General features: G+C 70.3%; 18 protein-coding genes. 16 read left to right on the forward strand and 2 right to left on the reverse strand.

Annotated features, from left to right (window positions below; all coding sequences use genetic code 11):
• Window positions 1-62: 62 nt before the first annotated feature.
• Window positions 63-716 (forward strand): bacteriochlorophyll 4-vinyl reductase, encoded by a 654-nt coding sequence (bchJ, locus tag CCR97_RS04970; protein ID WP_245428815.1) that lies wholly within the window; start codon window positions 63-65, stop codon window positions 714-716.
• A 307-nt stretch (window positions 717-1,023) separates the two neighbouring features.
• Window positions 1,024-1,194 (forward strand): hypothetical protein, encoded by a 171-nt coding sequence (locus tag CCR97_RS04975; protein WP_201159348.1) that lies wholly within the window; start codon window positions 1,024-1,026, stop codon window positions 1,192-1,194.
• Between the two features lie 247 nt (window positions 1,195-1,441).
• Here CCR97_RS04975 and CCR97_RS04980 read toward each other — a convergent pair whose 3' ends face one another.
• Window positions 1,442-2,347 (reverse strand): carotenoid 1,2-hydratase, encoded by a 906-nt coding sequence (locus tag CCR97_RS04980; RefSeq protein ID WP_111356919.1) that lies wholly within the window; start codon window positions 2,345-2,347, stop codon window positions 1,442-1,444.
• Window positions 2,344-3,912, reverse strand: coding sequence for a 1-hydroxycarotenoid 3,4-desaturase CrtD (gene crtD, locus CCR97_RS04985; protein ID WP_111356918.1), 1,569 nt, complete (start codon window positions 3,910-3,912; stop codon window positions 2,344-2,346). The genes CCR97_RS04980 and crtD overlap by 4 nt, the downstream gene beginning before the upstream one ends.
• 116 nt (window positions 3,913-4,028) lie before the next feature.
• Here crtD and CCR97_RS04990 point away from each other — a divergent pair, with 116 nt between their 5' ends.
• From CCR97_RS04990 to CCR97_RS05055, 14 genes are all read left to right on the forward strand, one after another.
• A complete protein-coding gene (locus CCR97_RS04990; protein ID WP_111356907.1) occupies window positions 4,029-4,895 on the forward strand; it encodes a polyprenyl synthetase family protein in 867 nt (288 codons plus the stop codon).
• A gap of 78 nt (window positions 4,896-4,973) precedes the next feature.
• Window positions 4,974-6,110 (forward strand): methyltransferase, encoded by a 1,137-nt coding sequence (locus CCR97_RS04995; protein WP_111356908.1) that lies wholly within the window; start codon window positions 4,974-4,976, stop codon window positions 6,108-6,110.
• A 107-nt stretch (window positions 6,111-6,217) separates the two neighbouring features.
• Window positions 6,218-7,159: a chlorophyll synthesis pathway protein BchC gene (gene bchC / locus CCR97_RS05000; RefSeq protein ID WP_111356909.1), complete on the forward strand. Its 942-nt coding sequence runs from the start codon at window positions 6,218-6,220 to the stop codon at window positions 7,157-7,159.
• Window positions 7,156-8,145, forward strand: a complete 990-nt coding sequence (locus tag CCR97_RS05005; protein WP_111356910.1) for a chlorophyllide a reductase iron protein subunit X — start codon at window positions 7,156-7,158, stop codon at window positions 8,143-8,145. Before bchC ends, CCR97_RS05005 begins: the two co-directional genes overlap by 4 nt.
• Window positions 8,146-8,338: 193 nt before the next feature.
• Window positions 8,339-9,838, forward strand: a complete 1,500-nt coding sequence (bchY, locus tag CCR97_RS05010; RefSeq protein WP_111356920.1) for a chlorophyllide a reductase subunit Y — start codon at window positions 8,339-8,341, stop codon at window positions 9,836-9,838.
• Complete coding sequence (bchZ, locus tag CCR97_RS05015; RefSeq protein ID WP_111356911.1) at window positions 9,838-11,286, forward strand: chlorophyllide a reductase subunit Z; 1,449 nt, start codon at window positions 9,838-9,840, stop codon at window positions 11,284-11,286. Before bchY ends, bchZ begins: the two co-directional genes overlap by 1 nt.
• 102 nt (window positions 11,287-11,388) lie before the next feature.
• Window positions 11,389-11,625 carry a hypothetical protein gene (locus tag CCR97_RS05020; protein ID WP_146618724.1) on the forward strand — a complete coding sequence of 79 codons (237 nt, stop codon included), beginning with the start codon at window positions 11,389-11,391 and terminating at the stop codon, window positions 11,623-11,625.
• Between the two features lie 125 nt (window positions 11,626-11,750).
• Window positions 11,751-11,954, forward strand: coding sequence for a light-harvesting antenna LH1, beta subunit (gene pufB / locus CCR97_RS05025; protein WP_111356913.1), 204 nt, complete (start codon window positions 11,751-11,753; stop codon window positions 11,952-11,954).
• A gap of 15 nt (window positions 11,955-11,969) precedes the next feature.
• Window positions 11,970-12,152, forward strand: coding sequence for a light-harvesting antenna LH1, alpha subunit (gene pufA, locus CCR97_RS05030; RefSeq protein WP_111356914.1), 183 nt, complete (start codon window positions 11,970-11,972; stop codon window positions 12,150-12,152).
• A gap of 125 nt (window positions 12,153-12,277) precedes the next feature.
• A complete protein-coding gene (gene pufL, locus CCR97_RS05035; RefSeq protein WP_111356915.1) occupies window positions 12,278-13,102 on the forward strand; it encodes a photosynthetic reaction center subunit L in 825 nt (274 codons plus the stop codon).
• Between the two features lie 12 nt (window positions 13,103-13,114).
• Entirely contained in the window at window positions 13,115-14,089 is a 975-nt protein-coding gene (gene pufM, locus CCR97_RS05040; protein WP_111356916.1) for a photosynthetic reaction center subunit M, read from the forward strand.
• A gap of 2 nt (window positions 14,090-14,091) precedes the next feature.
• Window positions 14,092-15,141 carry a photosynthetic reaction center cytochrome PufC gene (gene pufC / locus CCR97_RS05045; RefSeq protein ID WP_201159349.1) on the forward strand — a complete coding sequence of 350 codons (1,050 nt, stop codon included), beginning with the start codon at window positions 14,092-14,094 and terminating at the stop codon, window positions 15,139-15,141.
• 400 nt (window positions 15,142-15,541) lie between these two features.
• Window positions 15,542-16,327 carry a biliverdin-producing heme oxygenase gene (locus CCR97_RS05050; RefSeq protein WP_111356917.1) on the forward strand — a complete coding sequence of 262 codons (786 nt, stop codon included), beginning with the start codon at window positions 15,542-15,544 and terminating at the stop codon, window positions 16,325-16,327.
• A gap of 288 nt (window positions 16,328-16,615) precedes the next feature.
• Window positions 16,616-17,653, forward strand: a complete 1,038-nt coding sequence (locus tag CCR97_RS05055; protein WP_111357374.1) for a DUF1036 domain-containing protein — start codon at window positions 16,616-16,618, stop codon at window positions 17,651-17,653.
• The last annotated feature ends 324 nt before the right edge of the window (window positions 17,654-17,977 follow it).

Genomic DNA, 17,977 nt, shown 5'->3' on the forward strand with positions numbered 1-17,977 from the left:
TCCCTCTCCCCGCAGGCGGGGAGAGGGAGAGCCGGCGCCGCGCCGAGTGGTGAGAGACCGACGTGAGCAGCATCGCAACCGAGCGGTCCGCCGCCGTTCCTCCATCTCCTCACGCCCCCGCCTCGGACCCCGCCGTCGCCCGCATCGGGCCGAACGCCATCATCCGGATGATCGAGGCGCTGCGCGAGCAGGTCGGCGAAGCCGAGACGGCGCGGCTGTTCGGGCTCGCCGATCTCTCGCATCATCTCGTCCACGCGCCCGACCACATGGTCGACGAGCGCGACGTCGTGGCGATCCACACGGTGGTGCGCGCCGAACTCGGTCTCGCGGCCGCCAGGGCGGCGGGCCGGCGCGCCGGCGAGTTGACCGCCGATTATCTGCTCGCCAACCGCATCCCGCAGGCGATCCAGCCGATCCTGAAGATCCTGCCGGCCGGGATCTCGGCCCGCATCCTGCTCGGCGCGATCGGCAAGCACTCCTGGACCTTCGCCGGCTCCGGCGTGTTCACGGCGACGGCCGGCCATCCGGTGCGCTTCTCCATCGCCGGCAATCCGGTGTGCCGCGGCGCGACGGCCGACGCGCCGGTCTGCGACTATTACGGCGCCACCTTCGAGCGCCTGTTCCGCACCCTGGTGCACGGACACGCGACCGTCACCGAGACGGCCTGCGAAGCCATGGGCGCTCCCGCCTGCACGTTCGAGATCCGCTGGCGCTGAGTCGAGGCGACGCCCCGCACACGCGACATCTTGTCCGTCCTCACCCTGAGGAGGCTGCGCAGCAGCCGTCTCGAAGGGTGAGGACGGCCACGTGTCGGTGGCCGCATGGTTCGAGACGCGCGCCTGCGGCGCGCTCCTCACCATGAGGGGAGGCGGGGGCTCTGCCGCGGGCTCGGCGATCCCGCGGCTCTCGTCGCATCGGCGGATCGAAAGCCCTCCCGTCGCGTTGGCTCGACAAAGGCGCACCGCGCCGGCCGTGCACGCTCTCGTCGCGCGGCATTCTCACACCGACGCTTACGAGGACACCATGTCGTGGGACGCCTTCATCCCGACGCTCGCCCTGATGACGCTCGGCGCCTTCCTGGCCTTCGCGCTGATGCAGCTCTTCGCCTTCACCCGGACCCGCAGCAACCGCCGGGCCTTCAAGCGCGCCTTCTCGGACCACTCCGCCGGCGCCCCCGGCGCGCCGGACAAGTGAGCGGGCGCGCGAGGTCGCCATCGACTCTGGATCTGATCACGACCGCCGCATGATCGCCGTATGATCTCGAGCGATCGCATCACGATCCGCTCGTCCCCGCGAAGGCGGGAACGAACGGATGTCCGTGAGAATGAGCGTCATGCGCGGGCTCGACCCGCGCATCCATCGCCTCCGAAAAGGTTCTTTCACAGGCTGATGGATCGCCGGGTCAAGCCCGGCGATGACCAAGACAGGTGTCGGGGTCCCCTCACCGCAGCCGCGGCATGCGGAACGGCAGCATCGCCTGCACCCAGGGCGCGGCGAAACGGTCGAGCGAGAGGCTCTCGTGGACGGCCGACACCTCCTCGCCGAGCAGCGAGCCGGTCAGGAGCGAGCGGGTGTAGAAGGGCGAGTCCTCGAAGGTCGCGGCGACTCGCATGCCGTCCGGCCTGTCACTGCGCGTCTCGCGCGGCATCCGCCACAACGTGTCGGGCAGCATCACGCGGTGCGGCACCTCGACGGGCGTGACCGTGCCGGCGCGATCGAAGCGCAACGCCAGGGCCCGCTCGTCGACGCCGTCGTGATCACGTCCGGCTGGGCCCGCGGCACCGCGGCGGATGGCGTGATAGAGCACGGCGGCGCCGTCCGCGAGAGCGGCGCGCGACCAGTCCCAGCGCACGAAGGCGGTCTCCAACGGCGTCTCGCCGCGATTGCTGTCGAGATAGCCATGGCCGCGCCAGGCGAGCGCCGGCCTCGAGAACTCCACCTCGACGTCCGAGCAGGGCGCGATCGGCCGCCACTGATGGAGGCCTGCGTCGTCGAGCGCGAAGCTCGCGCCAGTGAGCGCCGCCGGCCGCACCCGCACCGTCCCGGCGAGGCGCGACGGCACCGGCACGGTCGTCTCGTCGATCGTGATCACGAGAGTCTCGCCGTCCCAGGCGAGCGCGCTCGGCCCGATCTTCAGGTTCGTCCGATCGCGGAAGAGCTTGCCGCGGCCGCGCTCGGTCATCGCCCAGCGCCGCGGCTCGCCGTAGAGCGCGACATTGATGGCGCAGTGGTCGTGCGGGTCGGCGGCGCCGCCCGGGGCGCGACGGCGCGCCCAGGCGTAATAGGGCGAGAACACGCTGCCGACGAAGGCGATGATGGTCAGCCCGTGGCGGCCGTCTTCGCTCAGCGCGTCGACATACCACCAGAGATACCCGCCGGGCGCGACCGGCTCGTCGAATTGCGGTCCGCGATCACGGCGGTCGCGGCCAGTCGGCCCGACAGCACCGCCATCGGGACGCCCGGTCCCGGATGCGTGCTGCCGCCCGCCAGATACAGCCCCGGAATCCGCGTTCGCGATCCCGGCCGCTGGAACGATGCCATCCATCCGTGCGAAGCCCTTCCGTAGAGCGCGCCTCCCGTCCCCGGAAAGCGCCGGTGAAAATCCTCCGGCGTGGTGACGACGGCGTCGCCCGCCGCGCGCAGCGTCAAGCCGCAGCGCCGCAGCCGCTCGAAGGCGGCATGACGAGCGATCTCGATCGTCGCTGCCGAGGGCGGCGTCGTGTCGCCGGTCGGCGGCGCGTTGACGAGTACGAACAGCGGCTCCGCCTGGTTCGCTGCGCCCCTCCTCACATCGCCGGCCTCGCTGTCCCGCCGCGTCTGGAAACGATCCTGGGCGCAGACATAGACGGTCGGGTCGGCGGGCAGGCGGCGGTCGCGCGTCAGCCGGTCGAACTCGGCCCGGTAGTCGGGCGCGAAGAACACCGTGTGATGATGCAGCGGGAAGCCCTCGGGTTCCGCCATCACGCACCAGGTGACGGCCGAGAGCGAGCGCGCCTTCGGCGGCACGCCCGGCACGGCGCCGCGCACCGCGATGCCGAGCCGGCCGTCGGCCAGCGCGGCGACGTCGGCATTGATCACCACGGTGTCGGCGTCGAGCCGCTCGCCGCTCGCCAGGACGACGCCGGCGGCGCGGCCGCGCTCGACCACGACCTCGGCGACCCGCGTGCCGAGCCGCACCGTCACGCCGAGCCGCTCGGCGGTGCGCACCAGCGCCTCGGCGAGTCGCTGCATGCCGCCCTCGATCAGCCAGACGCCCTGCTGCTCGACATGGGCGACCAGCATCAGGGTCGCCGGGGCGAGGAACGGCGACGAGCCGCAATAGGTGGCGTAGCGGCCGAACAGCTGACGCAGGCGCGGATCGTGGAAGTGGCGGCCGAGCGCCCCCCACATGGTGGCGAAGGGCGAGATCGCGGCGAGCTCGGGCAGCCGGGCGAGGCCGAGGCGCCGCGTCAGGTCGAACGGCGAGCGGCAGCGCTGGGCGCGCAGGAACGGGCCTTCCAGGGTCTTGTAGATGCGCGCCGCACGGTCGCAGAAGTCCCGGAAGCGTTGCGCCTCGGCGGCGCCGGCGAAATCCCCGATGGCGTCGGCCGAGCGGGCGTTGTCGGCGAAGAGATCGAGCCGCGCGCGCTCGCTCCAGGCGTGGCGGGCCAGCACGTCGAGCGGCGTCACCGTGATCTCGCGGTCGAGGCTGGTGCCGGCGGCGCCGAACAGCTCCTCGAACACCCAGCGCATGGTGAAGACGGTCGGGCCGGCATCGATACCGCGGCCGCCGACCACGACCTCGCGCAGCTTGCCGCCCGGCGCTGGGGCCGCCTCGACGACCGTCACGGCAACGCCGGCGAGCGCCAGGTCGATGGCGGCGGCGAGTCCCCCCGCGCCGGCCCCCACCACGATTGCGGACTCACGCGCCACGCTCACCAATCCGCAGAAATACCGTTGAGTTCGGTGTCCATGTGTCTATACTGCGTGACAGTTCGACGTGACAATGGATCATTACATATCTTTGCTCGCCATCAGGGGCTGAACGCATGGATAGTAGCACGAGGATCGAGCAGGCTCTCAACGCCGCTTTGGCCCGGGTCGAAACTCCCGCCGCTCCCAGCAAGCTCGCCTCGGCGATGCGGTATTCCGTGTTTCCGCGCGGTGCCCGGGTAAGGCCGCGCCTCTGCCTCGCCGCCGCGGCGGCGTGCGGCGACGACCAGCCGGCCCTCACCGATGCGGCCGCCGCGTCGATCGAGCTCCTGCACTGCGCCTCGTTGATCCACGACGACCTGCCCTGCTTCGACGACGCCCCGCTGCGGCGCGGCAAGCCTTCGGTCCATGTCGCCTATGGCGAGCGGATCGCGGTGCTGGCCGGCGACGCCCTGATCGTGCTGGCCTTCGAGCAGCTCTCCTATGTCGCCTGCTCGCCCGAGCGGTTGCCCCATGTGATGCGCATCGTCGGCCAGTCGGTCGGCATGCCGAGCGGCATCGCGGCCGGCCAGGCCTGGGAATGCGAGCCGTTCTGCGACCTCGTCGAGTACCACGAGCAGAAGACCGGGGCGCTGTTCTCGGCCGCGACCATGCTGGGCGCGGCGGCGGCCGGTCACGATCCGGAGCCCTGGAAGGTGGTCGGCGCCAAGCTCGGCCTCGCCTACCAGGTCGCCGACGACCTGCGCGACGCCGCCTCCGACGAGGAGGAGCTCGGCAAGCCGATCGGCCGCGACGCGGCGCTCGGCCGCCCGAGCGCGGTGCGCGACCTCGGCATCGACGGGGCCATGCACCGCCTCGAGACCCTGGTGAAGGAGGCGATCGCCGGCATTCCGCCTTGTCAGGGCGCCGGCGACCTGCGCGCCCTCATCATGTCCGAGGCGAAGCGGCTGGTGCCGAAGCGCCTCGCCGCCGCGGCGGCCTGATCCGCCGACTGGACACGGCCCCACGAGATCCGCCCTCTCCCCGCCGGGGAGAGGTGACCGTGAGAGGCGGGTGGCGACGTGAAAGACCCGACGCCCCGGGATCGCTCCTCGGCCTGGCGCGAGCGCTGGCTGGCGCTGCGCAACGGCGTGCTCGCCTCACCCCGCTTCCAGCGGCTCGCCGCCGCCTTTCCGCTCACCCGGCCGATCGCCCGCGCCCGCACCCGGGCCCTGTTCGATATCGTCGCCGGCTTCGTCTACTCGCAGATCCTCTTCGCCTGCGTGCAGTTGAAGGTCTTCGACCTCCTGGCCGACGGGCCGCTGTCGGTCGCCGCGCTCGCCGCCCGCACTGGCCTGTCGGAGGACGCCGCCCGCCGGCTGCTGGCCGCCGCCGCGACCCTCGATCTCACCGAGCCGTGCGGCGACGATCGCTTCGCGCTCGGTCGCCACGGCGCCGCGCTTCGCGGCAATGCCGGCCTGCCCGACATGATCGCGCACCACGCCCTCTTCTATAGAGACCTCGCCGATCCGGTGGCGCTCCTGCGCGGCGAGGCCGACACCGAGCTCGGCCGTTTCTGGGCCTATGCGGGCCGCGGCGCCTCCGCCGCCCTGCCGCCCGAGGCCGTCGCCTCCTACTCGCGCCTGATGGCGGCGACCCAAGGCTTCGTCGCCGACGAGGTCCTGGCCGCGGCGCCGCTCGCCGGCCGGCGCTGCCTGCTCGATGTCGGGGGCGGCGAGGGGGCGTTCCTCTCCGCCGTCGCGGCGCGTCACCCCGGCCTGTCGCTGATGCTGTTCGACCTGCCGGCCGTCGCCGAGCGGGCGCGCCAGAACTTTTCCGCCGCGGGCCTCGGCAACCGCGTCACGGTCCATTCCGGCGACTTCCGCATCGATCCGCTGCCCACCGGGGCCGACATCGTGTCGCTCGTGCGCATCCTGCACGACCACGACGAGGACACGGTGCGGACCCTGCTCGCCGCGGTGCGCCGCGCCCTGCCGCCCGGCGGGCGCGTGATGGTGGCCGAGCCGATGTCCGGAGCGCCGGGCGCTGCGCCCTTGGGCGAGGCCTATTTCGGATTCTACCTGTTGGCGATGGGACGGGGGCGACCCCGGACCCCGGGGGTGTTGTGCGGCCTGTTGACAGCCGCCGGGTTCCACCGTCCACGTCTCGTGACAACCAGAAATCCTGTTATTTTACAAATGGTTATCGCAAATGCCTAGGTTCTTTGGAACGATATGACAATACGACTTGACATAGGGGGCAGTAAGCGTAGGCTGACACTCCAAGTCGGTGTTTAAGCCTCCTTGCGGTGTGGCTCGGAGACGTCATGGACACAGTTGCGGTCGTCCTAGAGGAACCCGAACGCCTCGTTCTCAGTCGTCTCGACCTCACGCATCCCGGTGACGAGGATGTGGTCGTCGACATCGACTGGAGCGGGATCAGCACCGGTACGGAGCGTCTGCTCTGGTCGGGGCGGATGCCGCCGTTTCCGGGGCTCGGTTATCCTCTGGTGCCTGGATACGAATCGGTGGGTCGCATCACGTCGGCGGGCGAGCGCTCGGGCCGGCAGGTCGGCGAGCACGTGTTCGTGCCGGGCGCGCGCTGCTTCGGTGACGTCCGCGGGCTGTTCGGCGGCGCCGCGCGCCGGGTCGTGGTCCCGGGCGCCAAGGCGATGCCCATCGCCGACGATCTGAACGAGCTAGGCGTCCTCATGGCGTTGGCCGCGACAGCGTATCACGCCATGGCGGGGGCCGAACGAACGCCTCCGGACCTGATTGTCGGGCACGGCGTCCTCGGTCGTCTCCTCGCCCGACTGGCGGTGCTGGCGGGCGGGGAGCCGCCTACGGTGTGGGAGCGCGACAGCGGTCGCGCGAAGGGCGCGCAGGGCTATCGGGTCGTCGATCCGGTCGACGATCAACGACGTGATTACAAGGCGATCTACGACGTCTCGGGCGACGCCAAGCTGCTCGACACGCTGATCGGCCGCCTCGCGCCGAAGGGCGAGATCGTGCTCGCCGGCTTCTACAGCGAGCCGCTCGGCTTCGCGTTTCCGCCCGCCTTCATGCGGGAGATTTCCCTCCGGGTCGCCGCCGAGTGGCGCGAGCCGGATCTCGTCGCCGTGAAGAGCCTGGTCGAGACGGGGCGTCTGTCCCTCGACGGTCTCATCACCCATCGTTGCGCCGCCGCGGACGCGCCCGACGCGTACCGCACCGCGTTCACCGATCCGGCCTGCCTCAAGATGATCCTTGACTGGAGAGGGTACGCATGAACGCCCCGATGCCGATGGACCCCGCCCACCTGCGCGCCGAAGCCGCGATCGAGCCCGATCCGGTGCCGACGTCGTCGTCGAAGGCGACCCAGATCATCGCCATCTACGGCAAGGGCGGGATCGGCAAGAGCTTCACGCTCGCCAATCTCAGCTACATGATGGCGCAGCAGGGCAAGCGCGTCCTGCTGATCGGCTGCGACCCGAAGAGCGACACCACCTCGCTCCTGTTCGGCGGCCGCGCCACCCCGACCATCATCGAGACCTCGTCGAAGAAGAAGCTGGCCGGCGAGGAGATCACGATCTCCGACGTCTGCTTCAAGCGCGACGGCGTGTTCGCCATGGAGCTCGGCGGCCCGGAGGTTGGGCGCGGCTGCGGCGGGCGCGGCATCATCCACGGCTTCGAGACGCTGGAGAAGCTCGGCTTCCACGAGTGGGGCTTCGACTACGTGCTGCTCGACTTCCTGGGCGACGTCGTGTGCGGCGGCTTCGGCCTGCCGATCGCCCGCGACATGTGCCAGAAGGTCATCGTGGTCGGCTCGAACGATCTGCAGTCGCTCTACGTCGCCAACAACGTCTGCTCGGCCGTGGAGTATTTCCGCAAGCTCGGCGGCAATGTCGGCGTCGCCGGCATGGTGATCAACAAGGACGACGGCACCGGCGAGGCGAAGGCCTTCGCCGAGAAGGCCGGCATCCCGGTGCTCGCCGCGATTCCCGCAAACGAGGACATCCGCCGCAAGAGCGCCGCCTATCAGATCGTCGGCCGGCCCGGCACCGAATGGGCGCCGCTGTTCGAGGCGCTCGCGACCAACGTCGCCGAGGCGCCGCCGCAGCGGCCGAAGCCGCTGTCGCAGGACGCGCTGCTCGGCCTCTTCTCGAGCGACACGGTCGGCCGCGACGTGGTGCTGATGCCGGCGACCCAGGAAGACATGCGCGGCGGCAGCTTCGCGCCGAAGCCCTCGCTCGAAGTGATTTACGACACCGTCTGAGACATTACCCGGACCGGAGACTTAGCGCTTCATCATGACGTCGAGCCGACCCGAAACCGCAGTCGCGACCAGCGCCGGCACCGAGGTGGTGTACGACACCGCCTCGTCCGTGACGCTGGATGCCGCGATGCAAACCGAGACGACGCCGGCCGGCGTCGCTTCGGCGGCGGATGGCGCGGCGGCGGGCGCCGAGATGGCGGGTGGCGCGGCAATCGAGGGCGCGGTCGGCTGCCACGCCGGCGTCGACGAGATGCGCAAGGCCGCAGCCGCGGCCGGCAAGACCGAGACGCTCGACCGTTACGCGGCCGACTATCCGGTCGGCCCGCACGACCAGCCGCAGTCGATGTGCCCGGCCTTCGGCTCGCTGCGTGTCGGCCTGCGCATGCGGCGCACCGCGACGGTGCTGTCCGGCTCGGCCTGCTGCGTCTACGGGCTCACCTTCACGTCGCACTTCTACGGCGCGCGGCGCAGCGTCGGCTACGTCCCGTTCAACTCCGAGACGCTGGTCACCGGCAAGCTGTTCGAGGACATCCACGAGGCGGTCTTCAAGCTCGCCGATCCGGCCCTGCACGACGCCGTCGTGATCATCAATCTGTGCGTCCCGACCGCCTCGGGCGTGCCGCTGCAGCTCCTGCCGAAGACCATCAACGACGTTCGCGTCATCGGCATCGACGTGCCCGGCTTCGGCGTGCCGACCCATGCCGAGGCGAAGGACGTTCTCGCCGGCGCGATGCTGGCCTATGCCCGCAACGAGGCGGAGCAGGGGCCCGTTCAGGCGCCGCGTGGCGGCAAGAGCGACAAGCCGACCGTCACGCTGTTGGGAGAAATGTTCCCGGCCGATCCGATCGGCATCGGCATGATGCTGGAGCCGCTCGGGCTCGCCGCCGGACCCGTGGTGCCGACCCGCGAGTGGCGCGAGCTCTATGCGGCACTCGACTGCGCCGTGGTCGCCGCCATCCATCCGTTCTACACGGCCTCGCTGCGCGAGTTCGAGACGGCCGGCCGGCCGATCGTCGGCTCGGCGCCGGTCGGCGTCGACGGCACGGCGGCCTGGCTCGACGCCATCGGCGCGGCCTGCGGCGTTGCCGCCGACAAGGTCGACGCCGTGAAGGCCAAGATGCTGCCGGCCATCAAGGGTGCGCTCGCCGCCAACCCGGTGCGCGGCCGCATCACGGTGTCGGGCTACGAGGGCTCCGAGCTCCTGGTCGCCCGCCTGCTGATCGAGAGCGGCGCCGAGGTGCCCTATGTCGGCACGGCCTGCCCGCGCACCCGCTGGTCGGAGAGCGACCGGGCGTGGCTGGAGGCGAAGGGCGTCAAGGTGCAGTACCGCGCCTCGCTCGAGCAGGACATCGCCGCGGTCGACGCCTACGCGCCCGATCTCGCGATCGGCACGACGCCGGTCGTCCAGCACGCCAAGCAGCAGGGCATCCCGGCCCTCTACTTCACCAACCTGATCTCGGCGCGGCCCCTGATGGGCGTCGCCGGTGCCGGCTCGCTCGCCGTCGTGGTCAACACCGCGATGGCCAACAAGGCGCGCTTCGACGCCATGACCGAGCTGTTCCGTGGCGTCGGCGCGGGCGACACGGCCGGCGTCCACGAGGACGTGCCGAAGGCGCGGCCGGAGTTCCGCGAGAAGGTGCGGCGTCAGCTCGCCGCGCAGGCCAAGAAGCGCAAGGCGGAGGAGATGATCTGATGCTCCTCCTCGATCACGATCGCGCGGGCGGCTACTGGGGCTCGGTCTACGTGTTCACGGCCGTGAAGGGCCTGCAGGTGATCATCGACGGCCCGGTCGGCTGCGAGAACCTGCCGGTCACCGCGGTGCTGCACTACACCGACGCGCTGCCGCCGCACGAGCTGCCCGTCGTCGTCACCGGCCTGTCGGAAGAAGAGCTCGGCAAGCACGGCACCGAAGGCGCCATGCACCGCGCCCACAGGGTGCTCGATCCCGACCTGCCGTCCGTCGTGGTCACCGGCTCGATCGCCGAGATGATCGGCGGCGGCGTGACGCCCGAAGGCACCGGCATCAAGCGCTTCCTGCCGCGCACCATCGACGAGGACCAGTGGCAGAGCGCCAACCGCGCGATGGCGTGGCTGTGGAGCGAGTACGGCTCCAGGAAGGTGCCGGACCGCAAGCCGCGCCAGCCCGGCGAGAAGCCGCGCGTCAACATCGTCGGCCCCTGCTACGGCACCTTCAACATGCCGTCCGATCTGGCCGAGATCCGCCGCCTGGTCGAGGGCATCGGCGCCGAGGTGAACCTGGTGTTCCCGCTCGGCACGCATCTCGCCGACATCCCGCGGCTCGCCGACGCCGACGTGAACGTCTGCCTGTATCGCGAGTTCGGCCGGCTCTTGTGCGAGACGCTGGAGCGCCCCTATCTGCAGGCGCCGATCGGCCTGCACTCGACCACCAAGTTCCTGCGCGCGCTGGGCGAGCTCCTCGGCCTCGATCCCGAGCCGTTCATCGCCCGCGAGCTGCACACCACCGTGAAGCCGCTGTGGGATCTGTGGCGCTCGGTGACCCAGGACTTCTTCGGCACGGCGAGCTTCGGCATCGTCGCGACCGAGACCTACGCCCGCGGCGTCCGCCATTTCCTCGAGGAGGAGATGGGGCTGCCGTGCCACTTCGCGGTCGCCCGCTCGGCCGGCGTGAAGCCCGACAATGCGGCGGTCCGCAAGGCGATCCACGAGAAGACCCCGCTCGTCCTGTTCGGATCTTATAACGAGCGCATGTATCTGGCCGAGATCGGCGGCCGCGCCGCCTTCATCCCGGCCTCGTTCCCGGGCGCGATCGTGCGGCGCCACACCGGCACGCCGTTCATGGGCTACGCCGGCGCGACCTACCTGATTCAGGAGGTCTGCAACGCGCTGTTCGACGCGCTCTTCCACATCCTTCCGCTCGGCACCGCGCTGGACAAGGTGGAGGCGACGCCGTCGCGCCTGCACCGCGAGCTGCCGTGGGAGGACGCCGCCAAGCGGGCGCTCGACCGGCTGGTCGAGCGGCAGCCCGTGCTGGTGCGCATCTCGGCCGCCAAGCGTCTGCGCGACGCGGCCGAGCGCAGCGCCCGCGCGGCCGGCGAGGAGCGGGTGACGGAGTCTCGGGTTCTCGGCGTCGACGCCGTGGCGATGGGAGAGACCGTATGATCGCGCTCTCCCGCCCGCCGTCGCGCCTCGTCATTTCATCAACCGATTCACGCCGTGCGCGGATCGCGCCGGCGGTCGATCATTCAACAGGAGGGTATGCTCATGGCTGAGGGAACGGAGCGCCTGTCGCAGCGCCTCTTGGCGGGCCACTCGGCGAAGGAGACGATGGACTATCGTCTGATCTTCGCGGCGGCCTTCGTGGCCTTCCTGCTGGAAGCCATCGGGCGTCGACTCCTGCAGCGCGCGTCGCGCATGAGCCAGGCGACCGGTGACCGGTCCGTCATCGCCGAAGCCCGTGCGGCGGCCTGCAAGTACGTCCCGTTCGCCTTCATGGGATGACGGCCTTTCCAAGAGCTTCGCCCGACGCTGCCGGGCGACAGATCGTCGTGGCTCGCCACGACTTCCCAAGCCGCGCGGGATGGGCGCGGTAACGGCCGCAAGGCCATTCATCGGAGAGTATCTCCATGGCTGATAAGTCTCTGTCCGGCCTGTCAGAAGCAGAAGCGAAGGAGTTCCACAGCGTCTTCGTCTCCAGCTTCATGGGCTTCGTCGTCGTCGCCGCGATCGCTCACGTCCTCGCGTGGATGTGGCGCCCGTGGGCGAAGAACGCCTCGCTGGTCGACGGCGTGAACGTGGCGGTCAGCCACATGGCCTCGTACCTGTCGTAATAGGAGAGAAGAACAATGTGGCAAGCTTGGCTTCTTTTCGATCCGCGTCGGACGCTGGTCGCCCTCTTCACGTTCCTGTTCGGTCTGGCGCTGCTGATCCACTTCATCCTGCTCAGCACCGACCGCTTCAACTGGCTGGAGACCCCGCGTGCGAAGCCCGCCGCGGCGGCCCAGAATGCTCCGCTGCCGGCGAAGTAACAGCGATCAGGAAGGACGGCGGACGCGGCCTCGGCACTCTGCTCGGCCCGTCCGCCGCCGATGTGCAATGAGCAGGCAGGCCGTGCTCGAGCCTGCCGGCCGGTGTCGATCGGGGGATCCCAACAATGGCCATGCTCAGTTTTGAACGAAAATACCGCGTCCGTGGAGGTACGCTGATCGGCGGGGACCTCTTCGACTTCTGGGTGGGGCCGTTCTATGTCGGCTTCTTCGGAGTCACGACGGTTTTCTTTACCTTCCTCGGCACGGCACTCATCATTTGGGGCGCGGCCCTCGGGCCGACCTGGAACATTTGGCAGATCAACATCGCACCGCCGGACTTGAGCTACGGGCTGACGCTCGCACCGCTCAAGGAAGGAGGGCTGTGGCAGATCATCACCGTGTGCGCGCTGGGCGCGTTCTGCTCCTGGGCGCTGCGCCAGGCGGAAATCGCCCGCAAGCTCGGCATGGGTCTCCACATCCCGGTCGCGTTCGGCTTTGCCATCTTCGCTTATGTCGCCTTGGTCGTCATCCGGCCGTTGCTCATGGGCGCCTGGGGGCACGGTTTCCCCTACGGCATCATGAGTCACCTCGACTGGGTGTCGAACGTCGGGTATCAGTACCTGCACTTCCACTACAATCCGGCGCATTGCATCGCGATCACGTTCTTCTTCACGAACGCGCTCGCGCTCGCCATGCACGGATCCCTGATCGTCTCGGCCGCCAATCCCAGGAAGGGCGAGATCGTGAAGGGCGCGGAACACGAGAACACGATCTTCCGGGACACCGTCGGCTACTCGATCGGCACGCTCGGCATTCATCGCCTCGGCCTGTTCCTCGCGGTCAGTGCAGCGTTCTGGAGCGCCGTCTGCATCATCATCAGCGGCCCGTTCTGGACGCGCGGCTGGCCTGAGTGGTGGAGCTGGTGGCTCGACCTCCCGATCTGGCGTTAGGAGGGGGCTCACATGGCTGAGTATCAGAACATCTTTACCCAGGTGCAGATCAGAGGCCCCGGCTATGCCGGCGTGCCGCTGGAAGGCTCCGACGGGCACAGGGTGGGCGGCCAGAGCTTCCACTCGTACTGGCTGGGCAAGCTCGGTGATGCACAGGTCGGCCCGATCTATTTGGGTTGGCTCGGCATCTTCTCGCTGCTCTGCGGCTTCATCGCCTTCGAGATCATCGGGCTGAACATGTTCGCCTCGGTGAACTGGGATCCGATCCAGTTCGTCCGGCAGCTTCCGTGGCTGGCTCTCGAGCCGCCGCCGCCCGCCTACGGCCTCAAGATCCCGCCGCTCAACGACGGCGGCTGGTGGCTGATGGCGGGGTTCTTCCTGACGCTCTCGATCCTCCTCTGGTGGGTGCGGGTCTATCAACGCGCGCGCGTTCTCGGGATGGGAACCCATCTCGCCTGGGCGTTCGCGTCGGCGATCTTCCTGTACCTGTCGCTCGGCTTCTTCCGTCCGATCCTGATGGGAAGCTGGGCGGAGGCCGTTCCGTTCGGGATCTTCCCGCATCTCGACTGGACGGCGGCGTTCTCGATCCGCTACGGCAATCTGTTCTACAACCCCTTCCACATGCTCTCGATCGCGTTCCTGTATGGCTCGGCGGTGCTCTTCGCGATGCACGGCGCGACCATCCTGGCCGTGAGTCACTTCGGGGGTGAGCGGGAGGTCGAGCAGATCGTCGATCGCGGCACCGCATACGAGCGGGCGGCGCTGTTCTGGCGCTGGACCATGGGCTTCAACGCCACGGCGGAGTCGATCCACCGTTGGGGTTGGTGGTTCGCGGTCCTGGTCACCCTGACGGGCGGCATCGGCATCCTGCTGACCGGCACGGTGGTCGACAATTGGTATCTCTGGGCCGTCAAGCACGGCGTGGCACCGTCGTATCCCGCGGTGTTCCCGCCGGTGGTCGACCCCAACCTGATTCCTGGAGGCTAGTCATGAGCGTCTTTGCGATGCGAATGCTGGCCGGGATCTCCGCAGCCCTCGCTCTCCTCCTGGTGATCTACGCGTTCGAGTTCCCACCGGTGGACAGCGTTCAGCGCGGTTATCGCGGGCTCGCGATGGAGGAGAACTCCAATCCGCGGGTCGACCGGGCGAAGGTGAGAGCCAATCAGCTGCCAGAGCCGGCTCCGGCCACCGACCCGGCCGGCCAGAAGGCCTCGCAGGTCTACACCAACCTCAAGGTGCTCGGCGACATGGACGCCAACGAGTTCCTGCGGTTGATGACGGACATGACGACCTGGGTGTCGCCCGATCAGGGCTGCGCCTACTGCCACGACGAGAACGATCTCGCCGCGGATCGCCCGTACACCAAGATCGTCTCCCGGCGCATGCTGGAGATGGTCCGGTACATCAACGGAAGCTGGAAGACGCACGTGGCCGACACGGGCGTCACCTGCTGGGCTTGCCATCGCGGCCAGCCCGTCCCGGCGAGCGTCTGGTACTTCGACGCACCGCGGACGGCGCAGGGCCAGGCCGGCAATCGCGCCGGTCAGAACGTCGCCTCGGCGGCGGGTGGCATCACGGCCCTCCCGGTCGACCCCTTCACGCCCTTCATCAAGGACGGGAAGGACATCCGGGTTCTGTCCGGTACGGCGCTCCCGGCGGGCAACCGGGCGTCGATCAAGCAGACCGAGTGGACCTACAGCCTGATGATGCACATTTCGAAGGGGCTGGGGGTCAATTGCACGTACTGCCACAACTCGCGGTCCTTCTTCGACTGGGACCAGAGCACTCCGCAACGCACCACCGCGTGGTACGGCATCCGGATGACGCGTGACATCAACACGCAATTCCTCGAGCCGCTCACCCCGCAGTTCCCGGCGAACCGCCTCGGTCCGACGGGTGACGTCGCGAAAGTGAACTGCGCCACCTGCCACGAAGGCGTCTACAAGCCGCTCTACGGCGCCAGCATGATCAAGGATTATCCGATCCTGGTCGGGCCGGCTCCGGCGCGGACGGCGTCTGCCGCTCCGGCGGCGAAGTGAGCGACTGAGCATGGCCATGCGGGTCGCCCACGGGCGGCTCGCCGGCGATGCGGCGGACCGCAGCGTGACCGGCGTCGTCGACCTTTTCGGCCGACGACGCCGATTCCGTTTCGGCCCCAAGGTCCACTGCCATGTTCCCGTGCTCGTGCCCGTGCTCGTGCCCCGGTGCGGGCCTGCCGCGCCCCGGCCTCGCGGGCCCGACGCCGACGTGCCTCGCGCGCGTGACCGACGGGGACGGCGTGACCGGCGAGGGCGGCGGGACCGGAGCTCCCGCGCGTCCGCTCGCGGTGTCGTCTCCGCCGTGTCCTCGTTCCGCGGTTCCTGCAACGCGGCCCCGGCGCTCCCGACATTGATTTCGGAGGCCGCCTGACGTCTAGTCGGCGCCTTGTCCGGAGGCCGCATGACGCAACGTTCCGATGTCCCCGCCGACCCGCCTGCCGGCGATCGCGACGCGAGAGTCCGCGACGAGGCCGCCGGCGCCGTGCCGTCGCCGAACGCCGACGAGATCCGCCGCATCGGCCTGTCGAACGCGCTGCGCGAGGTGACGGCGCCGCTCCACCGCCAGGCCGAGAAGGCCGGGGCGATCAGCGACATCGTGCGCGGCCGCTCGAGCCGGGCCGCCTATGCGCTGCTGCTGCGCAACCTGCACGCCGTCTACGAGGCGATTGAGCGCTGCCTCGACCGCCATCGCGCGACGCCGGCGGTCCGCCACATCGTGCGCGACGAGGTGTTCCGGGCCGGCGCGATCGCGCTCGATCTCGAGAATCTCTGCGGCGGCGCCGCGGCGGCCGCGGCCGTGCCGCTGCTGCCCGAGGGCCGCGCCTATGCCGAGGCCGTGACGGCGTCGGCCGAGGGCGACGGCGTCGGCCTGATCGGCCACGCCTACACGCGCTATCTCGGCGATCTCAGCGGCGGCCAGACGGTCAGCCAGGTGCTGGCCCGCACGCTCGGGCTCGACGCCGACAAGCGCAACATCTACCGGTTCGCCGCGATCGGCGATCTCGACGCCTACAAGGACGGCTACCGGGCGGCGATCGACCGCGCCGCCTTCGAGACCGACCGGCCGGACGCGATCCTGGCCGAGGCGATGCGGGCGTTCCGCCTCAACATCGCGCTGTTCTGGGCCGTTCAGGCGGCCGCCGACGGCGCCGCGGCGCGCGCCGGCACGCCGGCTCCCGTGGACTAGGGGGCGCCACGCGTCGATCCCGCGCCGCCCGGTCCCGTGGGAGCGGGCGGAGCGACGGTCCTGGGCGCGCGCCCGGGCGCCGGTGGGGACGCGGCGATCATCCTCCTCGCGGCGGCGTGGCCGCGGCGGCGTCCCGCCCTCGTGCGGGAGCAGCAGGGCGGTGGGGAGCCCGGGAACGCGGAGGCTGCCGGCCGACCGGGATCGGCGCCCGAACGCTGCCCTTGCCCTCGCGACGCCGGCCATTCATCCCTTCTTCCGAAATCGAATCATCCGGCCCGGAGGAGCGCCATGCGAAGCAAGGGTGCGACTGCCATGGGCGCCGCTGCGCTCGCGCTGTCGGCGCTCGCGGCCGCCGGCCCGGCCCGGGCCGACCTGAAGATCTGCAACCGGCTCAGCTTCGTGGTCGAGGCGGCGCTGGGGCTGGAGGAGAAGGGCGCGACGGCGACGCGCGGCTGGTTCCGGCTCGATCCCGGCCAGTGCCGGGTGGTGCTGCAGGGCACGGTCGAGGCCGAGCAGATCTTCCTCCACGGCCGCGCCCTGCCGGTCTACGGCCCGTCGCCGGAGCCGCAGAGCGGCCACGCCGACCTGTGCATCGCCGACGGCGACTTCGTCATCGCGGCGGCGCGCGCCTGCCGGCCGCCGCAGCGCTTCGCCCGCTTCACCGCCGTGAAGCCGTCGGAGACGCAAGAGGGCGGTGTCGCGGGGGGTGCCGCGGTGCTCGTCGCGGCGCTCGCTGAGGAGGCCGAGTATTCCGAGGAGCAGGCCCGCCTCGCCGGCATCCAGCGCCTCCTGGTGATGGCCGGCTACGACGCCAACCCGGTCGACGGCGTCGCCGGCCCGAAGACCGAGGCGGCCATCGCCCAGTTCCTCAAGGACCGCGGGCTCGCTCCCCAGGCGAAGGACGCGCCCGACCTGTTCGACAAGCTGATCGAGACCGTCCAGCAGCCGGCCGCGACCGGCTTCTCCTGGTGCAACGACACGCGCTGGGCCGTGCTGGCCGCCATCGGCACCGACGAGAAGCGCGGCATCGTGGCTCGCGGCTGGTACCGGATCGAGCCCGGCAAGTGCCTGCGGCCCGACCTCGAAGGCAGGCCGCGCCGGCTTTACAGCTTCGGCGAGGCGGTCGACCGCGACGGCCAGCCGGTGCGGGGCGGCAGCGGCACCGGGCGGCTCTCCTGGGGCGGCGACACCACGCTGTGCACCCGCGAGGCGCGCTTCGAGCTCTCCGACCACAAGGACTGCGTCGGCGCCGGCCTCGACGCCACCGGCTTCGCCACCATCGACCTCACGGCCCAGCCGGCGACCACGGTCCGGTTCCGGGAGTAAAGCGCCAAGCTCCGGTTGCGCATCCTGAAGGGATGAAACGCCTCTCCCGATGCTCGGCCTCGTGCCCCGGAGAAGGCGCGCCAGGCCGCAGGCTTGGCGTGCCGCAGAGCCGGGGCCCAGGGGCCGCACGACGAGCGGCACGGCAGGCACCTTGCCCGATCGCCCCTGGGTCCCGGTTCGCGGCGCGTCGCGCCGCGCCCGGGACACGAGACCTCGGCCGAGGCGGCGCAGCGGAACAAGTTCCGGGGAGGCGTGACGCCCCGCCGTGATCCGGCTAAACACTGCGCCATGTCCAGCGCCTCCGAGACCCCCGCCTCCGATACC

Origin of the sequence: Rhodoplanes elegans (assembly GCF_016653355.1) — a bacterium.
GTDB lineage: Bacteria > Pseudomonadota > Alphaproteobacteria > Rhizobiales > Xanthobacteraceae > Rhodoplanes > Rhodoplanes elegans.

Coding starts and splice junctions, on each gene's coding strand:
- pufA (WP_111356914.1), top strand. CDS start 11,970: ATGTGGCAAGCTTGGCTTCTTTTCGATCCGCGTCGGACGCTGGTCGCC.
- CCR97_RS04975 (WP_201159348.1), top strand. CDS start 1,024: ATGTCGTGGGACGCCTTCATCCCGACGCTCGCCCTGATGACGCTCGGC.
- pufB (WP_111356913.1), top strand. CDS start 11,751: ATGGCTGATAAGTCTCTGTCCGGCCTGTCAGAAGCAGAAGCGAAGGAG.
- CCR97_RS05005 (WP_111356910.1), top strand. CDS start 7,156: ATGAACGCCCCGATGCCGATGGACCCCGCCCACCTGCGCGCCGAAGCC.
- CCR97_RS04990 (WP_111356907.1), top strand. CDS start 4,029: ATGGATAGTAGCACGAGGATCGAGCAGGCTCTCAACGCCGCTTTGGCC.
- pufC (WP_201159349.1), top strand. CDS start 14,092: ATGAGCGTCTTTGCGATGCGAATGCTGGCCGGGATCTCCGCAGCCCTC.
- pufM (WP_111356916.1), top strand. CDS start 13,115: ATGGCTGAGTATCAGAACATCTTTACCCAGGTGCAGATCAGAGGCCCC.
- bchC (WP_111356909.1), top strand. CDS start 6,218: ATGGACACAGTTGCGGTCGTCCTAGAGGAACCCGAACGCCTCGTTCTC.
- CCR97_RS05020 (WP_146618724.1), top strand. CDS start 11,389: ATGGCTGAGGGAACGGAGCGCCTGTCGCAGCGCCTCTTGGCGGGCCAC.
- bchY (WP_111356920.1), top strand. CDS start 8,339: ATGGCGGGTGGCGCGGCAATCGAGGGCGCGGTCGGCTGCCACGCCGGC.
- bchZ (WP_111356911.1), top strand. CDS start 9,838: ATGCTCCTCCTCGATCACGATCGCGCGGGCGGCTACTGGGGCTCGGTC.
- CCR97_RS05050 (WP_111356917.1), top strand. CDS start 15,542: ATGACGCAACGTTCCGATGTCCCCGCCGACCCGCCTGCCGGCGATCGC.
- CCR97_RS05055 (WP_111357374.1), top strand. CDS start 16,616: ATGCGAAGCAAGGGTGCGACTGCCATGGGCGCCGCTGCGCTCGCGCTG.
- pufL (WP_111356915.1), top strand. CDS start 12,278: ATGGCCATGCTCAGTTTTGAACGAAAATACCGCGTCCGTGGAGGTACG.